Annotated in this window: 17 protein-coding genes; 12 read left to right on the top strand and 5 right to left on the bottom strand. The window is 62.9% G+C overall.

Annotated features, from left to right (window positions below):
* Positions 1–22 precede the first annotated feature (22 nt).
* A complete protein-coding gene (locus tag VNH11_15275; GenBank protein ID HVA47730.1) occupies positions 23–889 on the top strand; it encodes a glycosyltransferase family 39 protein in 867 nt (288 codons plus the stop codon).
* A gap of 82 nt (positions 890–971) precedes the next feature.
* Here VNH11_15275 and VNH11_15270 read toward each other — a convergent pair whose 3' ends face one another.
* Genes VNH11_15270 through VNH11_15260 form a run of 3 tightly spaced genes read right to left on the bottom strand, consistent with a single transcriptional unit; the run spans position 972 to position 3,326 of the window.
* A complete protein-coding gene (locus VNH11_15270) occupies positions 972–2,435 on the bottom strand; it encodes an RtcB family protein (protein ID HVA47729.1) in 1,464 nt (487 codons plus the stop codon).
* Positions 2,436–2,437: 2 nt separating this feature from the next.
* Positions 2,438–2,884: an archease gene (locus tag VNH11_15265; GenBank protein HVA47728.1), complete on the bottom strand. Its 447-nt coding sequence runs from the start codon at positions 2,882–2,884 to the stop codon at positions 2,438–2,440.
* Between the two features lie 10 nt (positions 2,885–2,894).
* A complete protein-coding gene (locus VNH11_15260; protein HVA47727.1) occupies positions 2,895–3,326 on the bottom strand; it encodes a response regulator in 432 nt (143 codons plus the stop codon).
* Between the two features lie 315 nt (positions 3,327–3,641).
* On the opposite strand from VNH11_15260, the gene VNH11_15255 reads away from it, so the two are divergent.
* The 11 genes from VNH11_15255 to VNH11_15205 all read left to right on the top strand — a co-directional run bounded on the left by VNH11_15255 (position 3,642) and on the right by VNH11_15205 (position 15,369).
* A complete protein-coding gene (locus VNH11_15255; GenBank protein HVA47726.1) occupies positions 3,642–7,094 on the top strand; it encodes a TIGR03118 family protein in 3,453 nt (1,150 codons plus the stop codon).
* 183 nt (positions 7,095–7,277) lie between these two features.
* Entirely contained in the window at positions 7,278–8,189 is a 912-nt protein-coding gene (locus tag VNH11_15250) for a tetratricopeptide repeat protein (protein ID HVA47725.1), read from the top strand.
* A 174-nt stretch (positions 8,190–8,363) separates the two neighbouring features.
* Positions 8,364–8,510, top strand: coding sequence for a hypothetical protein (locus tag VNH11_15245; protein HVA47724.1), 147 nt, complete (start codon positions 8,364–8,366; stop codon positions 8,508–8,510).
* Positions 8,511–8,613: 103 nt separating this feature from the next.
* Positions 8,614–10,914 (top strand): hypothetical protein, encoded by a 2,301-nt coding sequence (locus VNH11_15240; GenBank protein ID HVA47723.1) that lies wholly within the window; start codon positions 8,614–8,616, stop codon positions 10,912–10,914.
* A complete protein-coding gene (locus VNH11_15235; GenBank protein ID HVA47722.1) occupies positions 10,911–11,144 on the top strand; it encodes a hypothetical protein in 234 nt (77 codons plus the stop codon). The genes VNH11_15240 and VNH11_15235 overlap by 4 nt, the downstream gene beginning before the upstream one ends.
* 61 nt (positions 11,145–11,205) lie before the next feature.
* Positions 11,206–12,090 carry a hypothetical protein gene (locus VNH11_15230; GenBank protein HVA47721.1) on the top strand — a complete coding sequence of 295 codons (885 nt, stop codon included), beginning with the start codon at positions 11,206–11,208 and terminating at the stop codon, positions 12,088–12,090.
* 160 nt (positions 12,091–12,250) lie between these two features.
* Positions 12,251–12,412 carry a hypothetical protein gene (locus tag VNH11_15225; protein HVA47720.1) on the top strand — a complete coding sequence of 54 codons (162 nt, stop codon included), beginning with the start codon at positions 12,251–12,253 and terminating at the stop codon, positions 12,410–12,412.
* Positions 12,409–12,984: a hypothetical protein gene (locus tag VNH11_15220; protein HVA47719.1), complete on the top strand. Its 576-nt coding sequence runs from the start codon at positions 12,409–12,411 to the stop codon at positions 12,982–12,984. The genes VNH11_15225 and VNH11_15220 overlap by 4 nt, the downstream gene beginning before the upstream one ends.
* A complete protein-coding gene (locus VNH11_15215) occupies positions 12,981–13,766 on the top strand; it encodes an HIRAN domain-containing protein (GenBank protein HVA47718.1) in 786 nt (261 codons plus the stop codon). Before VNH11_15220 ends, VNH11_15215 begins: the two co-directional genes overlap by 4 nt.
* A gap of 458 nt (positions 13,767–14,224) precedes the next feature.
* Positions 14,225–14,926 carry a DUF3800 domain-containing protein gene (locus VNH11_15210; GenBank protein HVA47717.1) on the top strand — a complete coding sequence of 234 codons (702 nt, stop codon included), beginning with the start codon at positions 14,225–14,227 and terminating at the stop codon, positions 14,924–14,926.
* Positions 14,923–15,369, top strand: a complete 447-nt coding sequence (locus VNH11_15205) for a hypothetical protein (protein HVA47716.1) — start codon at positions 14,923–14,925, stop codon at positions 15,367–15,369. The genes VNH11_15210 and VNH11_15205 overlap by 4 nt, the downstream gene beginning before the upstream one ends.
* 277 nt (positions 15,370–15,646) lie before the next feature.
* Here VNH11_15205 and VNH11_15200 read toward each other — a convergent pair whose 3' ends face one another.
* Together VNH11_15200 and VNH11_15195 are read right to left on the bottom strand one after the other, a co-directional pair.
* Positions 15,647–17,041, bottom strand: a complete 1,395-nt coding sequence (locus VNH11_15200) for an HD domain-containing protein (GenBank protein HVA47715.1) — start codon at positions 17,039–17,041, stop codon at positions 15,647–15,649.
* Positions 17,016–17,516, bottom strand: coding sequence for a hypothetical protein (locus tag VNH11_15195; GenBank protein HVA47714.1), 501 nt, complete (start codon positions 17,514–17,516; stop codon positions 17,016–17,018). Before VNH11_15195 ends, VNH11_15200 begins: the two co-directional genes overlap by 26 nt.
* Positions 17,517–17,809 lie beyond the last annotated feature (293 nt).

Genomic DNA, 17,809 nt, shown 5'->3' with positions numbered 1-17,809 from the left:
GGTCGGTTATCATGCGTTGTGAATGAAGCCGCCTCGCCGAATATCGGTTGTCTGCCTGCTGGCCGGCCAGGCGCTCGCGCTGCTCACGAGCGCGGCGCTGCACAGTCCGGTCATGGATGAGGCCGCGCACCTGGCCGCCGGAATCAGCCATTGGGAATTGGGCCGCTTTGCGTTGTTCAAGGTCAATCCGCCGCTGGTGCGGATGGTCGCGGCGCTGCCGGCGATCGCCGCCGGGGCCAAGACCGATTGGAGCGGCTACTCGGAGGGCGTCGGCACGCGGCCGGACTTCACCGTCATGGACGACTTCGTGCATGCCAACGGCGAGCGCGTGATTTGGCTGGTCACGCTGGCCCGCTGGGCGCTCATCCCCATCGTGCTCTTGGGCGGCTATGTATGCTATCGCTGGGCCCGCGAGCTGTATGGCGACGCGGCGGGCATCATGGCGCTCGCGCTGTGGTGCTTTTGCCCGAATGTGTTGGCTTATGGCCAGATTATCAATGCCGACGCCGGGGCGACGGCGCTCGGTGTGGCGGCGGGCGAATGCTTTTGGAAATGGCTGAAAGATCCGTCCTGGGACCGCGCGCTCGTGGTGGGCATCGTGCTGGGGCTGGCCGAGCTGACCAAGACGACCTGGGTGGCGTTGTTCGTGCTGTGGCCGGCGCTGTGGTTAGTGGTCCGTGGTCCGTGGTCCGTTGTTTGCGCCGCGATTGTCCGATCGGCGCCGAGTAAAGCACGTCCAAAGTCGCTTGAGAAGGGTTCAGGGGGCGTGGTTGGGCGAGTGTCAGCCGTGCCGAAGAATGAAGCAGCGGCCAGCGCGACCGCCGAATGCCGCCCGGCCGCGCACGGTGTGGGCAAATTTGCCCACACCGATGAAACACGGGGTTTTTGACAGTACACCACCCAACGGTACTGATTTCGCGCTGGCTGCTTAATGCGTATGCATGATGCTTTTTCGGTGCCCCGGTCGGAGACTATCCCTTGATGACCCCGATCGGCCGCATGCGGGCGACCTTCTTGGCCAGACCCGCCTGGTGGACCACGTCGACCACCAGGCTGACGTCCTTGTAGGCCGCCGGTTGCTCTTCGGCCAGCCCCTTCCAGCTTCGCGCACGGGCGATGATGCCCTGCTGCTTCAGCTCCTGGTCGATGCGACGGCCTTGCGCATGCTTGATCGCGGCCGTGCGGCTCATCACGCGGCCCGCGCCGTGACAGGCGGTGCCGAAGGTCTGCTCCATGCTGCCCTGCTGCCCGACCAGTACCCAGCTTGCCCGGCCCATGTCGCCGGGAATGATCACCGGCTGGCCGATGCGGCGATACCTCGGCGGCACTTCCTGATGATCGGGCGGAAAGGCCCGCGTCGCCCCCTTGCGATGCACCCACAGCCGGCGCGTGCGCCCGCCGATCATGTGCTCTTCGAACTTGGCGATGTTGTGGGCCACGTCGTAGACCAGGTTCATTTGCAGCTCTTCCCAGCGGCGGCCGAAGATCGTCTCGAACGTCTCGCGGGCCTGCCACATCAAAAGCTGGCGGTTGCACCAGGCGTAGTTCGCCGCCGCCCGCATCGCCCCCAGGTAGTGCTCGCCTTCGTGGCTTTCAACCGGGGCACAGGCCAATTGGCGGTCGGGCAGATCGATGCCGTACTTCTCCGGCACGCCGCGCAGCAGCCGCAAGGCATCGTCGCAAACCTGGTAGCCCAGCCCGCGCGAGCCGGAATGGATCATCACGCAGACCATGTCTTTGGAAAGGCCCATGCTGCGGGCGGCCTCGTCGTCGAACACGGCATCGACCACCTGCACCTCCATAAAATGGTTGCCCGAACCGAGCGTGCCGCACTGGTCTTTGCCGCGTTCCAAAGCCCGCTCGCTGACGTTCTCCGGCTCGGCGCCTTCCAGCCGGCCGCGGGCCTCGGTGTGGTCGATGTCGCCGGGCACGGCCAGGCTGCGTTCGACGAGCCGGCTGGGACCTTCGGCCATCAGCCGCTTCAGCTCGCGGGCGTCGAAGCGATATTTGCCCGAACGTCCGACACCGGTCGGCACCTGGCGGAACATCTCTTCGACCAGCTCGGTGAGGTGCGGCTTGACGTCCTGATAGAACAGGTTCGACCGCACCAGCCGCACGCCGCAGTTGATGTCGTAGCCCACGCCGCCGGGCGAAATCACGCCGCCTTCCTGGGGATCGGTGGCACACACGCCGCCGATGCAGAAGCCGTAGCCCCAATGGATGTCGGGCATCGCCAGGCTGGCGTGCTGGATGCCCGGCAAAAAGGCCACGTTGGCCACCTGTTCGGGCGCCTGATCGTCGCGAATCAACTCCATCAGCGATTCGCTGGCGTAGATCAACCCGTCGACGCGCATGCCCTGCTTGTAGCTCTTGGGAATGCGCCACAGATTGTCGTTGACCTTTTCCAGCGGTCCGCGGTAAGCGTCTTTAGCCATCGTTATATATCCACAATCACTTCCGCCAGCCAACCGTCGGGCGTCGGTTCGACCTTGAGTCCGTGGTAGGTAATGGCTTTGACTTCGTGCTCCAACTGATGGCGGGCCTCGTCAAGCGGTTCGCCGTGCGCGGTGGCCTGCAAAACGTCGTCGGCGAACCGCACGTCGAACTGCGCGAGCAATAGGTGTTCCGATTCAAACAGATATAAAATCTCGCTCAGCCAATCGAAAAGGATGAGATCCAAGCGGCCGCCGGTCACGCGCAGCGGCACCTCTGTGACAGGCCGGATCTCGTCGAGGTTCGCGGCGATGATCGACGTCAGGCCGCGGCCGGCATCGGCGAACAACGTCGGCAGGTCGGCCGCCCGGATGCGCAGCCCCAGATCGGCCGTGTGCTCGAAGATCTCGTACATATCGCTCAGAATGGTGCCGCGCTCGCACAAAGGCAAGAGGGACCGCTTACCAGGCTTTGCTCTCGCCAATGGCGTGCTGCACGAGGATCAGCAGCGCATTCGGGTCGTAGGGCTTGCGCACGTAATACTGGCAACCGGCGGCACGCGAACGGCGGATGATGTCGGGCCGCTCCATGCCGCTGAGAATAATCACCGGAATCGTACACGTTTCCGAGGCGTCGGCCAGCTCGTGGCAAACATTGAAGCCGTCGGCATCCGGCAACCGCAGGTCGAGCAGCACCAGGCTGGGCACGTGCTGACGGGCAAGCGACAGGCCGTCCTGCCCGCTCGCCGCCACCAGGACTTCATAGCCTTGCCGGCCGAGCCGCTGGCCCAACACGTCGGCCATCACGTCGTCGTCATCGATAATGAGGATTTTGGGGGCCTCTCGGCGACAAAGCCGCCGGGCACGTGGCTCTTCCAATAACTGCGCAGACATCACAGCAACGCCTCAGCGTACAGGGCGATCCGCGGTGGGCGGGGGCGGATCTAGGGCAGGGGCAGGATTTTCGACTCTCGAAGCCGGCGAGGCTTGGAAACCCTACACCGCATTTCACGGTCAGTCAAACTGGGCGCTCTTTTTGCTTGCCTCGCAGGCGGCTCCGTAGTTACTGTTGAGGATTGGGGACCGAGGCTCCATTGTTGGGGATTGCACATGCACCGGCGGAAACGACGCACAAAAAACACTCTTTCATCTTGCAACCGGGCCGGGAACGCGCGCCGCCGTGGTCCGGAAGCCCTGGAACCGCGGACCGTGCTGAGCACCGGCTACCTGCAGTTGAGCCTGGCAGCCGATCAGCCCAACGCCGCGTTGCTGCAAGATGCCAACCTGAACAGCCCCTGGGGCGTCGCCCTCAATTCCAGCGGAGGCGATCTTTGGCTGGCCAACCGCGGTTCCGGCACCGCTTCGCTCTACCAAGGCGACGTCGGCGGTTCGGCGTTCCAGCTCAGCTCGCTGGCGATGACGATTCCGGGCGGTTCGCCCACCGGCATGGTCGCCAATGGCAGCAGCGACTTTGCCGTCCACTCGGGCGCCGCCAGCGGACCCGCGTCGTTTCTGTTTGATTCGGCCAGCGGCGACATCACGGGCTGGAATGCCAACGTACCGCCGCCGGCCCCCTCCACCTCCGCGCAGACCGCGGCCACCACCGGCGGCGCCGTCTATACCGGAATGGCCCTGGCCAACACCGGAGGCCAGAACTACCTCTATGCGGCCGATTTCCACGACAACCGCATCGACGTGTTCAACTCCAGCTTCGGCCGCGTGGCCCTGGCCGGTAGCTTCACCGACCCGAACCTGCCCGCCGGATACGCTCCATACAACATCGCCAACGTCGGCGGGCGGCTGCTGGTCGGCTACGCCTTGCAAGACGGCAGCCAGCAGAATGCCGTGCCGGGAGTGGGACAGGGCATCGTCGATTCGTTCGACTACAACGGAGACTTCCAAAAAACGCTGATTGCCGGCGGCCCAAACGCGCCTGCCGGCAAACTGGATGAGCCTTGGGGCATGGTCGTGGCGCCGCAGAATTTCGGCGACTTCAGCGGCAACTTGCTCGTCGCCAATTCGGGTGACGGAAAAATCAACGCCTTCGATACCAGCACTGGAGCCTATCTGGGCACGTTGAGCAATCCGGCGGGCAACCCGCTGACGATTAACGGGCTGCACGGACTGACCTTCGGCAACGGAGTGACGGCGGGCGGTCCCACCACCTTGTTCTTCACCGGCATCGGCGCGGGCGGAGATCAGGGGCTGCTGGGCGAGATCGTCAGCGCCCAGACGACCCCGTTTCCCGCGCTGGGCGGCGTTATTTCGCCGGTCGCCGATGTCTCCTTCAGCGGAGTGGTGGCGGTGTTTAACGATGCCCCGCCCGCCCCCGCCGGCAGCTACACGGCCTATATCGACTGGGGCGACACCCCGTTGGCCCTGCGAGGCACCGTCACCGCGCTCCCCTCCGGCGGATTTGCCGTCAGCGGAACCCACACGTATTATTCGACCGGGACGATGAACATCACGGTCACGCTGATCGATTCCTCGTCGCACACCGTCACGGCCGCCGCCACGGCCAGCGTCTCACCGCCGGGGCTGGTGTTTACCCCGGACCGCGTCACCGCCACCGAAGGGATGAACTTTTCAGGAGCGTTGACCGCCTTTACCGACCAGGACAACAGCGTCAATTCCTTCGACTACACGGCCACCATCGACTGGGGCGACGGCACGACGACGTCGGGCAGCGTGACCGGCGCGGGCACGTTCCAAGTCAGCGGAACCCATACCTACACCACGGCCGGCACGGAGCCCGTCACCGTTACGGTCAACGACTTCGACGGGGCCACGGGCAAGGCCCATCTCACCGCCACCGTGGTTTCGAGCCTGTCGGGCAACAGCCAGACGATCGCGCCCACGGAAACGACGGCGTTCAACGGAACCGTGGCCAAGTTCACCGACGCCGACACCGGCCGGCCGCTGAGCGACTACAGCGCCACCATCGACTGGGGCGACGGCGCGAGCTCGACCGGAACGATCTCCACCGACGTCGGCGGCGGCTTTGACGTCAATGGCTCGCACACCTACAACGATGAAGGAGCAAAAACCGTCACCGTGGCGATCAGCGATCCCGGCAGCACCATCACAGTGCAAAGCGCCGCGAATATCGCGGACATCGATACGCTGACGGGCGCCTCAACCGCCGTCTCCGCGACGGAGGGATCGCCGTTCACCGGCGCCGTGGCAACGTTCACCGACACGCGGGCCGGAGCCGACGCCAGCGGTTTCTCGGCCACGATCGACTGGGGCGACGGAACGACGACGACGGGGACCGTCGGCGAGTCGGCCGGCACGTTCACGGTTTCGGGCACGCACACCTTCGCCGACGAAGGACCGTTCACCATCACTTCCGTCGTTCAAGACATCGGTGGCACGGCCCGAGCGACGGTCCACTCGACGGCCAGCGCCGCCGACAGCGATTCGTTCGTGGTCACCCCCGCCTCGCTGAGCACCATTTCCGGCAATACGCTGAGCGGCACGTTGGCTACCGTCAGCGACACCAACTTGGCCGCCACCGCCGCGGGCTTCAGCGCCAGCATCAACTGGGGCGACGGCGTCACCGACTCCGGCACGGTGTCCGGCGGCCACGGCAACTTCGCGATCGCCGGCATGCATGCCTACGCCAACGCGGGAACGTACTCCCCCGTCGTCAGCATTGCCGACGACCCGCCGGGCACGGCCGCCGCCAGCGCCACGGCCACCGTCACCGTTTCGCAGTCGGCGCCGCTTGTCACGGCCGTGCCGGTCAGCGGGTCGGAGCGGACCTCGCTCACCGTCAAACTGGCCACCTTCACTCAGCCGGGGGCATCGGCCGGCGCCAGCAGCTATTCCGCCGCAATTGCTTGGGGAGACGGCACGACTTCGCAAGGAATCGTGTCGGCGGACGGGACCGGGTTCGACGTCTCGGGCACGCACGCGTATCCCGACGAAGGCCAATATAACTTCACCGTCACGGTACACGGTCTGGGAGGGACGTCGGCAACGGCCTCTGCCTCGGCCTCGCTCGTCGAGCCGCCCTTGGCCGATGGCACGTCGGGCACGCCCACCACGCGCTGGATCAACGAGGTGTTCGGCGACCTGCTGCACCGTGCCGCCGACGTGGGCGCGCTCACGTTCTGGTCGGGCGCGCTGGCCAACGGGCTGACACGGGCCGACCTGGTGTTCGCGATCGAAGGCAGCGCCGAGTATCGCGGCGACGAGGTCAACCAGGTCTATCAGACCTATTTGCATCGCTCGGCGGATGCGGGGGGCCGGGAGTTCTGGACCTCCTACCTGGCGAGCAATACGGTCGAGGATCTGGCGGCGATCATCATCGCCTCGCCTGAGTATTACCAGAACCGCGGCGGGGCCAGCAACGACGGCTTCCTTAGCGCTCTGTTTGAGGACGCCTTGCACCGCCCCATCGACAGCGGCGCTCGCGGCTTTTTCGACCAGCTTTTGAACGCCGGTGCTCCACGACAGCAGGTGGCCTCGATGGTGCTGGGCAGCGAAGAATATCTCGACGACCTGGTGCAGTCTTTCTATTTGGACCTGCTCGACCGCCCGGCGGACGCGGGCGGGCAAGGATATTTCGCCGGCCTGCTCCAGGATGGCGGGACCGACCAACTGGTGATCGCCGCGCTGGCTGCTTCGGACGAATACTTCGCCAAAACGGCGGGCTGATCCGGTTCTGGGGCCCCAAGCGACGGACCGAGTCCGCTTGCCCAGAATGGCACAAGGGCGGAGAATACACTTCACGCGGCCAGGCTCTGCCCCAGCCACCGCCAATGTCTCATTCTCGGCCGCGTGAAGTATACAATCGGCTGCGGCGCGGAGCGCGCTCGACGGGGCCGCGGAAAGAAACGCATGTGGAACCGACTCTCACTTGTGACTGCCGGCCTGTTGCTGGCGACGGGCGGTGCCGGCGCGCTGGCCCAGCATCACGGTTATGGGTCGGCAGGCATGGCGCAACACCACGGGCTGGCCGGCGGGGCCGGCCCGTACTTTGGCTTCGGCGTTGGCTACCCCTTGCTCTGTCCGTATTTGTACGGCTGGCCCGTCGCGCCCTGGTACGGCGGTTATGCGCTGCCGCCCGTGGTCGTACCGGCCAACGCCTGGTTCGGTCCGCAGGCGCTGGCTCAATTCTATGGCTGGCCGAATACGGGCACGGCGCCCCCGCCAAGCGTTCCCGACATCGTGCCGCGAGTAATGAGGACAAATGCCGAACTGCCCGACGTCGAAGATGGTGAGAAGCCGGCCGGGCTGAAAGTGCGTGTGGCCAACGCCGAGGCGACCGCGCGGGCGCGGCAGTTTATCGAATATGGCGACGCCCGATTTCGACAACAGGAGTTTTCGGAAGCGCAGCAGCGCTATCGCAAAGCGAGCGAAGCGGCGCCGAACCTGGCCGAAGCGTATTTTCGCGAGGCGCTGGCGCAAATCGCGCTGGGCCGATACGCCCCGGCCATGAAATCTGTCCGGCGCGGCATGGCACTCGATCCTGACTGGCCGACGAGCCGGTTTCGCGTCGATCAGATCTATGGCGAGAACCGTGCCGCCAAGCAAATGCACCTGGAGCAGTTGGCCACCGCGGCGGAAAAGCATCCCGAAAACGCGGATCTGATATTCCTGCTGGCCGTGGAGCTTTTCTTCGACGAACAGCCCTCGCGGGCCAAGACGTTTTTCAAGCGTGCCGGCCAGTTGGGCACGGAAGACCATTTGGTGCGGGCATTTTTGGATGCGATTCCGCGAGAGCGGCCGCCGGCGGGCGAAGACTTGTGAGTGTGCCGACGGCTCCGTAAACACCACGCCGCGCAAGAGCGCCGTCTGCGACCGATGCGACACGCGCGTCGCATCGATGCCGCTGGCGGGCAAGTGCCGCGCGACTCTCATATAGCGCTGCGCCGTGCGGACCGGGCCCTCGAAATTCTTCCGCAACCAGCGCAGCCAGCCCCATTGTTCGCACCGATCGCGCGCCTGGACGAGCGCGTGCCCGTGCCGTGCCGGGCACATTTCCGGCTGTTGTCGGCGGGCTGCATCGCGTTCGTGCGGCAGGCGACGGTCCGGCCTGAGCTGCCGCCGTCGGAGCGAGCGGCGGGTTAGGTGCAACTGACGCCGCCATTCCAACGACCAGATGAACTTCCCCCGCGGGTTTGTTAGGCTAATGCCAGTCCGGATATGGCCTTAACGTCATGGGGAGCACCTGGTGCCGCACGTCACCGATTTAGACCTCTCGCCTCGCGATGTCGCGGAACTGGCGTCGCCGGACGCGATCACCGCCTTTTTCGCCAAGCTCGGCTACGATACCGCCGGCCGCGCGACGCTTTCGCCGGAAGCCATCGGGCTTTCGGGCGAAACGGCGGGCGCCGTCAAGCGGATCGAGACGCTCTCGGAAGACCCCGAACAGTTCCTGCGAGTCGTCTTCGCCCAGCCGAAGTCGCTCACGGCCAAGGTCCGCAACGATCTCGTGCGGGTTCTGGGCCGCGGCACGCTCGACCACTTGCTCGTGCTCGCCTCAGACTTCGACACGCTGGAGTTCGTGTTCCTCGACAAGCGAAAGCGAGAGCAGAAGGGGCCTGCGACCAGTGAGCGCATCCAGGTCGTTCCCAAGACGATCAGCGTCAACCGCCGCAATCCCACTCGGCTCGACTTGCGGACACTGCGCCGCTTCACCTGGACCTGCCGCGATGCGCTGGAGCAGTTCGACAAGTTGCGCAGCGTCTTCGACGCCGCGGCCTACACCGGCGAATATTTTCAAAACCGGGGGCTGTTCTCCGATCATTTCTTGCGCGAGCGCTTGCGCGACGATCCCGTTTGGCGGGACAACCCTTCTGAGCTTTTCGCCTTCGTGCGTGATTCGCTGCGCGACGCCCAAGCTCGCTGGGTGACAAAGGACGAACAGACGCTGCGCGATGAGCTGTTCCAGCCGCTGTTCAAGCGACTCGGCTTCAACGCGGTCGTGAACCGGCCGAGCAAGAGCGATCAAACCCAGCCCGACTATCTATTGAAAGCCGGCGACGGCAAGACGCTGACGGCTGCCTTCGTCTATGCCTGGGACCGTTGGCTGGACGGCCCCGACCTGAACGACATCGACACGCCCGAAGAAAACCCGGGCGCCTGCGTGGTCACCGCGCTCGACGCCGGCATGGCCGACTGGATCATCGTAACGAACGGCCGGCTGTGGCGGCTCTACAGCCGCCAGGCGCACGCACGTGCGACCAACTTCTATGAAGTCGATCTGGTCGAGGCCCTCACGGCATCGGGGGACACCGACCCCAACGAGGCCTTCCGTTATTGGTCGCTGTTCTTTCGCCCCGAGGCGTTTCAGCCGGTGGCGAGCGGCACACGTCAGTGTGCCGGTAGTACGACAACTTCCGCGGACGCCGTAACGAACGCGCGAAATCTGACCGACCGGGAGGCTGACGCCTCCCGCTCGCCTACGGCTTATTGGCTCGATACCATCCTGCTTGGCAGCCGGGAGTACGCCAAGCGTTTAGGCGAGCGGCTCAAGGACCGCATCTTTGTCACGATCTTTCCGCATCTGGCACAAGGCTTCCTCGTTGACCGTAAGCAGCGCCTTGGCCAGAACAAGGAGCCGAACGACGAGGAACTGGCGGACATCTTCGAGGCGACCCTGACGCTTCTCTACCGGCTGCTTTACTTACTCTATGCCGAAAGCCGCGATCTCCTAGCCATCCGCGAGGCGCCGTATCACGAGGCCAGCCTGAAGAAGATCAAGGAGGAGATTGCCGGCAAGGCGGGCGTAGCGGAAAGCGAAGTGGCCGAACGCCTGCAAAACGTCTACTCGCCCGAGGAGACGGCGCTCTACGATCGGCTTGGCCAACTGTTCCGCGCAATGGACAAGGGCGATCCTGTGCTCAACGTCCCGACCTACAACGGCGGGCTATTCACGTCCGGCCTAAACGGACCCCACGGCAAACAAACCCGAAGCGTCAGCGAGGAGGCACAAACCCGCGTCAGCGACGAGGCACAAACCCGCGTCAGCGAGCAGGCACCAACCCGAAGCGCGAGCGAGGAGGCAGTACCCCTAAGCGTCACGCACGAACAGCACATCAGCCGCTTCCTGGCGGAGCACAAGATACCCGATCGCTACCTGGCCCTGGCCATCGACCTACTCGCCCGAGACCAGGATGAGCGCACGTTGGGACTCGTCTTTATCGACTACAAATCGCTCGAAGTCCGCCATCTCGGCTCGATCTATGAGTCGAGTTTTTCAAAGGAGCGTTGCAGACGCGACATCGCCCCGACGAATCCTTTGGCGCCTGTGTCACGCGCGTCGCGCAAGCGGCGCTTCGGGTCGCCGATCTTTGGTTTACCTTCCGGACCCGCGTGTTCGAATCTATTGGCGACGAAGTTGCCGACGTGCTGCGCGAACGCGAAATCGCCTTCGAACGAGGCGAGACGCTCATCGGCCGATCTGGGCGAAGCTACACGATCGATTTTCACACGCGCACGCCACAGCGCAGCGCGCTCGTCTCCGTTTTGAGCACCGGCAGCAGGTCGGCTGCACGCCGAATCCTAGATCACACCATCGCCACCTGGTTTGACCTAAACCAGTTCAAGATCGGCCCAGAGGCTGTGCGGTTTGTTTCCCTATTTGACGACACGATCGACGTGTGGACGGCTGAGGATTTCAATCTCGCGGAGGAAACGTCAATTGTCGTGCGCTGGTCGGCTCCCGATGAGTTCGTTTCGGCTTTGGTCAACCACACGTGAAGCCGCGGCTTCGATTGTCGGCGGCATTGGAGGACCGCAGAATTCTCCGGGAGACGTTGAAATGGCGAAGCTCACCAGCTTGACGGACCAGACACTTAATAAACCATCCGTCGCGGCAGGCACCGATCCGTTCTGGCTGCCGGAGTCGTGTAAGGCAACTTTGGTTGCACGGTTAGATCGGCTCACCAGCCGCGGCCGTCGTCGCGCGCTCGCCATCGTCGGCGGCGCTGGAACCGGCAAAACCTGCGTGCTGCGATGGCTCGAGCGCGTCGAAATGCCGAGACGGAGGATTCTGAGCTATCGTTTTTCGGACCCCGACGTCTCCTTCCGGCAACTGGCCGACGCGCTACTGGCCCGCATTGGCCGCAAGCGTTTTGCGACGCTGCTGTATGAGCTTGCTGCGATCTACCGGCCGAGTCTGCTCGGCGCAGGCATGAAAGCTTACTTGGCGCGCTTTGCTGTGACGCCTTCAAGCAGCATGGAAGGTCTGCAACAAGGCCTGATCGAGGCCGGGATAACGAAGCATGTGGAAACTGCGAATCGCCGTGGACGAATCTTTGCCGAGACAGCCGGGCCGTCGCGGTTCGATTTCCGGCGTTTCATAACGGCCGACTCGGGCGTCATGGCGCCGAGCAGGGAGCAGGATCGTCTCTTTGAGGCCATCCTGAGGCTGCTGCGCGTGGCCGAGGGCGTCGAGCGCGCGGCGCTGCTTTTCGACGAGTTCTTCCAGGTCTCGCTGTACCGGGGCCTGACGCGTAAAGACGCGCACGATTATCGCGCCACGCTCAGACGTCTCCTGGCCACCACTGCGTCAGGTGATCTTTGCGTCGTGTTTGCCATGACGCCGGATGCTGTGGAGCGCACGCGAGACATCTACCCCGCGTTCTGGAACCGTTGTTACCGGTTCGACTTGTCGGCACCAGAAAAATCGCCGAACCGACATTGATCGGCCGCCCCGCCGAACAAGCGACGCGCGTTTCCTTCGACGGAAGTGACCAAGCTGCGCGAGCAGATGCGGTTAAAGGAGCCGCCGTGCCCGCTGCCAACGCACATGGCCGGCAGGCGTCGCGGCCGTCGAAGCCGCCGCCGGAGCCGTCGACGTGCTGATGGTCGCCACGTCAGGGCGGTTCACAACCGACGCCGTTGACTGGGTCGAGCGGCACAATCAATCGGACCAGGCCATCCGCAGCGAGCTGTGGCCCGAAAGCCACGTCGAACACCTCCTCGCCCAGCGTCCCGACTTGATCGCCGAGTTTGGGTTAAGATGAACAAGCTACCATCCGGCCTCGTGCCGGTCTTGGGCAATCAACTTCTGCTTGCCCGTGATGCCGCCTATCCCACCGCGCAACGCTTCAAAGTGCGCCAGCATTCGGTCGATGCCGTCGCTGAGGTCGTCGCGAGCTTACAGCCACCAGCGGGCCAATGGGTGACCGGCGTGCCGCCGGCAATCGGTTCGGCACTGGAGCTTTTCGCCGGCTACGTGATGCTTGACGCCTGGATCGCAAATCAGGACCGGCACCACGAAAACTGGGCGGCCCTGCGCGATGACGAAATGCGGCTGGCACCGACGTATGACCATGGCGCCGGATTGGCCAGAAATCTGACCGACGAAGAGCGGCGGGAACGCTTAACCACGCGGGATAAAAACCGCATTGTTGCCGCGTTTGCCGAGCGAGCGAGGTCCGCGTTTTATGCGACGCCAACCGATAGCCGGCCATTGGGAACGCTTGACGCCTTCAAAGCCTTCGGCAGAATCACGCCAACCGGAGCGGCGGCGTGGCTCGATCACCTGAGCAAGGTGAACTTTGACGACGTATGGGCTATCTTGGAGGGACCATGAATTCATTATTTGTCGCCTGGCGGCCGGGCACACCACAGGAAACCGGCTGGCGCCCGATCGGACGTCTGGAACACGACGGCCAGCTCTATCGCTTCTATTACACGCGCGGCGCCGTCAATGGCGGCTTCCGGGCATTCGCACAGATGGAACAGCTCGACCAAGTCTATGAATCCGAAAGCCTCTTTCCGGTCTTTGCGAATCGGCTTTTGCCGTCGTCGCGGCCGGAGTATGAGGCGTACCTGCGCTGGAGCGGCTTCGATCCCGACAATCCGCCCGACCCAATCGTGGTGTTGGGAGTCACGGAGGGCATTCGACAAACGGACGCCATCGAGGTTTTTCCGTGCGCGATTCCGGATGGTGAAGGTTGTTACCTGAATAAGTTCTTCCTGCACGGCGTTCGCTTGGTACCGCGTTGGGCAATCGAAAGGATCAACGAGTTGCAACCCGGCGATAAACTGTGTTTGATGCCCGATCTGCAGAACCCGGTCGATCCGCGTGCGGTCGCGGTGCGGACGGACGCCGATCGGGTCATGGTCGGCTACGTTCCGCGATACCTTGCTCACGATGCTGGGATCCTGCTCTCGAAATGCGACGTGTACTTCGTCGAGTTGGTGGTGGATCGAGTGAACCACGACGCCCCATTGCAAAACCGCTTGCTCTGCCGCATGCGAGGCTGCTGGCCGGACGGTCTTCGGCCATGTTCAAGCGAGGAGTTTGCGCCGATCCCGGCCGTTTTACCGGCGGATTGCGCTGGGTCGGAGAGTCACGGTCACTTGCTTTAGCGCTGGTACGGCCGAAAGCGGCCTTTCCGTTGAACTGGCGAGGCAGGCCCGCTTGCTTCCGCCAGAGCATTATCACGTGGAAACCTCATAGCGGATTGCCGCGAGACTTGTCGGTCGATCGCGTCTACCGCGACTCATTGGCTGGCACGCGGCGTTTTCGAGTCGTGATTCCGTGCAAACATTGCCTGAGAGGGGGCCTTCTCGATTAGGTGACAAAGCTGCGCGAGCAGATGCGGCATCGGAAACCGCCGCGCGTCGATGTGCTGATCGTCGCGACGTCAGGGCGGTTCACGACCGACGCCATCGACTGGGTCGAGGGCACAATCAATCGGACCAGGCCATCCGCAGCGAGCTGTGGCCCGAAGGCCACCTCGAACACCTCCTCGCCCAGCGCCCCGACTTGATCGCCGAGTTTAGCCTGCGATGATAACGACAGTCGACCGTAGCGGGGATTTGTGATGGACTTTGAAGTTTACTGTGACGAAAGCCGGCCGGATCTTTTTGCCTCGCAACGCGAAGGCATCGGCCGCTTCATGGTCATCGGCAGCCTGTGGATCAAGGCGACCGACCGCGCGGTGTTCAAGGAAGAGTTGAACGCCATCCGCAACCGGCATACCACGTTCGGTGAAATGAAGTGGCGGTCGGTCGCGCCGGCGCGGCAGGCATTTTATCTCGAAGTCATCGACTGGTTTGTAGCCAAGAAGCTGGATTGCCGCTACCGGTGCATCGTCGTCGATGTGCCTCAAGTCAATCTGTTGAAATTTCACGAGGCCGACCAGGAACTGGGTTTCTACAAATTCTATTACCAGTTGCTACACCACTGGATCTTCGACTTCAACCGCTATGAGATCTTCGTCGACCACAAGCGAAACCGCGAGCGTGACCGGCTGAAGGTCTTGCGCCGATGCCTCGATCGCACGAACATCAGCTCTGAAGTGGCGCGCGTGCAGGCGCTCGACTCGCGCGACAGCCAGTTCATTCAACTGACCGACGTGCTGACGGGCGCCGTCTCGGCCCGCTTTCACGGCATGCCCGCAAGCCCGGCCCGGAAGGCGGTGATCGATCGCCTCGAAGGCCGACTAAATCGCAAAATCTTGCCGACCTCACGCGACGTCGCGAAGTTCAATATTTTCAAAATCGATCTTGGCGGGGGCTGGTGATGGGGCTGCCCGATTACGTCGTATATGCCGACGAGAAGGCCTATCGCGAGCACTTTGAGCGCTGCTATGTGAAGGTCGCCGGCGGAATGAAAACCTTCGACGGCATCGTGGTTCAGTTCTTCCCGGAGATGTTCGACCACGCGTTCTTCGAGAGTTCCGACCGTCGCAACCCAACGAAGGATGTTTTTTGCACTGAGCGCGCGAAACGCATCGACTGGATCCGTTTTGCCCTCGAATCCGACGCCGCCGAGATCTTCGAAACGCTGCACGAAAGCGGGACCAAGCGCCGCCTGACGTTGGTGGCCGGGAACTATCTCGTGGTGATCCAGTTGGACGAGCGCGTGACGAAGCGAGCTCGCTTCATCACCGCCTATATTCACGACCACCCGGACCGGGTGCGGAGAGGCCCGCGGAACAAACGCATTTGGCCCAAAAAAGAATGACCGCTGGTTACGGCCCAGCGGCCCAAGCCTTTGTAGGTTCCAAGCTATAAGCAGGGAACACCGGTATTATACCGGTAGATCGGCAAAAGTACAGCGGTTTGGCTAGAGATTTTTTGGATCGCGGCTTGCGACGCCGTGGATTGGGTCGAGCGGCACAATCAATCGGAGCAGGCCATGCGCATTGAGCTATGGCCCAAAAGCCACCTCGAACACCTCCTCGCCCAGCGTCCCGACTTGATCGCCGAGTTTGGTCTACGGTGATAGCGGAAAAGGACCATTACCAACCGCGTACCTCCGCGCGAAGCCGCTCGACCAACTCGTCATCGCCGTCGCCGGAAACGAAGTAGAGGCGGAACGCCTGAAAGAAATGATTGGAACAGATGTGAACGATACTGTGCGGGATGCTGACGACAGAGACCGGCTCGTCCTTGCCAGCGATGAACACTTTGATGATCTCTTCGCGGTCCTCGGGACCCAGCGACCGAGCCTCGTCTTCAGTAAGCAGCGCCCCGCGCTCTTCCAAGGTCAGGGGCCGTGTCTCGCAGACCAAGAACCGGCCCAGCGGCACGCCGTGGGCGTCGGCAAGCGATTTCAACTGGTGCTTGCAGTTGTTCTTGAAAACAATGCCGTCGTGCGCCCGCGTGTCATTTCGCGCCAGCACGGTTACCTCCTTCAACAGCTTGGGCGGCCGTCGCCGGCGAATTGAATTCGCCAACGCCTTCATCACGGCGTCGCCGTCGACGGCGGCTCTCTCGACAATCGCATCGACGAACGCATCCGTGAACCGACCGAGCGCCGGCCCGGTCACGAGCGCCGCGACCGCGTTGCCGTCGAGCGGTATGCCGAACATGCCCGCATCGCGGACACGTCGCAGTAATTGGCGGCACGCTTCCTCCAGACCGAACGTCGTTTTGTGATAATAAACACCGCGGTGCATGAAGAACCGCGCCAGTAGATAATGATCGACCGCCGTGATGGTCTTCTCCGAGACGCCGAGAACGCCGCTCGGGCTGGCCTGCAAGTTATTCAACAGATAGTTGAGGTCGATTTGTCCGTAGGGCACTCCGGCAGCGCGCGAGTCGCGCAACAGGTAATCGAGCCGGTCCATATCGAGGCTGCTGTGAATCAGCTTGCTCAACTGGGGGTTCGCCGTGGTTTTCCGAGTAAAGAGCGCGGCAATCTCTTCGGCTCGTTTCCGGCCACCAAGCGCTTTAATGACATCGCGCTGCTGCGTCACAATCAGCTCACCAAGGGCCTCATGGTCCGGATACTTGGTGATATCGGCCGGAAGCACACGTGCAGAGGCCACGAACTCCTCGGCCAGCTCCACCTTGTCGACCTTCTCCATCAGATGCGAGTAGGGGTAGTGGCCGACGTCGTGCAACAGTCCCGCGAGGCGGATGTCTTCGACTTCTGTGCGTTTCAATGAGAGCGCGGCTTTGGCAACTCGCGTGACGTGCTCCATGATCCCGAGCACGCCCAGGCTGTGGGCAAATCGGGTGTGGGTCGCATTGGGATACGTGGCTTGGGCCATGCCGAGCTGCCGGAGATGCCGCAGCCGCTGAAAAGAGGCGGTATCGACGACCCGCTGCTCGATCGGCGTGAGGTGGATATCGCCGTGAATGGAATCGACGATGAGCTTGGTTTTATTTCTGGTCCGCGACGAGGCCATATTGCCTCAACTTCCCGACAGCGTCGTCGATTTCCTCTTGGGTAAATTGCTTGCCGTAGCGCAAGAGCACTTCGCGCAAGCCCGCATTGTCGTCTGGGTGGCATCGCTTGTTCAACAATAAAAACAGCACGGAGGCGAGCAGCTCCAGTCGCGCCGCAAGTTGCGGCGGCTGCGCCTCGCGAATCAGCGGTTTCAAGTTGGCAAGACGTTGGACCGACGTCTCGTCGAATTGCCAGCCTTCGGAGCCGTCCAGTCCGCCCTTGATGTCGTTGACCATCGCAAAGGCATCGCGAGTCAGGGACGGCGAGTAGGGGCCGCGCAGGTACCAGTGGAAAAAGTAACCCAGGTCCACGCCCGCCGCTTGGGCCAGGTAAACCCCTTTTTGCAGAACCAAGCGGTCATCGAAGGAACTGAGGCGCGCAGGGAGGCCAAGTTGATCCAGAGCGAGTTTAAGGCCGATTTGCTGCCGATCCATCGTTGGCCTTCCTTGGGCTTATGCTATGATCTTTTGAACAGATACCATTAAACAACGCGCTTTGCTGAGAGTCAACGACCAATGGCCGCGGCTCCCTTCGGCACGTAGACTAGCCAGTTGGTTTTGCAGCGTCAAGCAAGGCAACTAGTAGCGTGTAATGCGCAGATAGAAATGTCCCCTTAAGGCGCAGGTAGAAATGTCCCCACAATCACCTCTTCAAAGGAGGTGTTCATGGAGACAATTCGGATGAGCGGCAAGGAGCGGCGTCGTTTGGAGGTTCTAAGTCGGGTGAA

It is taken from the genome of Pirellulales bacterium (genome assembly GCA_035533075.1).
Taxonomy (GTDB): domain Bacteria; phylum Planctomycetota; class Planctomycetia; order Pirellulales; family JAICIG01; genus DASSFG01.
This window is presented reverse-complemented; position numbering and strand designations above follow the sequence as displayed.

Bases quoted from the DNA above. Each gene is read 5' to 3' on its own strand.
- VNH11_15225 (HVA47720.1), top strand. From the start codon at position 12,251: ATGGTCGCCACGTCAGGGCGGTTCACAACCGACGCCGTTGACTGGGTC.
- VNH11_15220 (HVA47719.1), top strand. From the start codon at position 12,409: ATGAACAAGCTACCATCCGGCCTCGTGCCGGTCTTGGGCAATCAACTT.
- VNH11_15275 (HVA47730.1), top strand. From the start codon at position 23: ATGAAGCCGCCTCGCCGAATATCGGTTGTCTGCCTGCTGGCCGGCCAG.
- VNH11_15195 (HVA47714.1), bottom strand. From the start codon at position 17,516: ATGGATCGGCAGCAAATCGGCCTTAAACTCGCTCTGGATCAACTTGGC.
- VNH11_15250 (HVA47725.1), top strand. From the start codon at position 7,278: ATGTGGAACCGACTCTCACTTGTGACTGCCGGCCTGTTGCTGGCGACG.
- VNH11_15260 (HVA47727.1), bottom strand. From the start codon at position 3,326: ATGTCTGCGCAGTTATTGGAAGAGCCACGTGCCCGGCGGCTTTGTCGC.
- VNH11_15270 (HVA47729.1), bottom strand. From the start codon at position 2,435: ATGGCTAAAGACGCTTACCGCGGACCGCTGGAAAAGGTCAACGACAAT.
- VNH11_15230 (HVA47721.1), top strand. From the start codon at position 11,206: ATGGCGAAGCTCACCAGCTTGACGGACCAGACACTTAATAAACCATCC.
- VNH11_15215 (HVA47718.1), top strand. From the start codon at position 12,981: ATGAATTCATTATTTGTCGCCTGGCGGCCGGGCACACCACAGGAAACC.
- VNH11_15210 (HVA47717.1), top strand. From the start codon at position 14,225: ATGGACTTTGAAGTTTACTGTGACGAAAGCCGGCCGGATCTTTTTGCC.
- VNH11_15200 (HVA47715.1), bottom strand. From the start codon at position 17,041: ATGGCCTCGTCGCGGACCAGAAATAAAACCAAGCTCATCGTCGATTCC.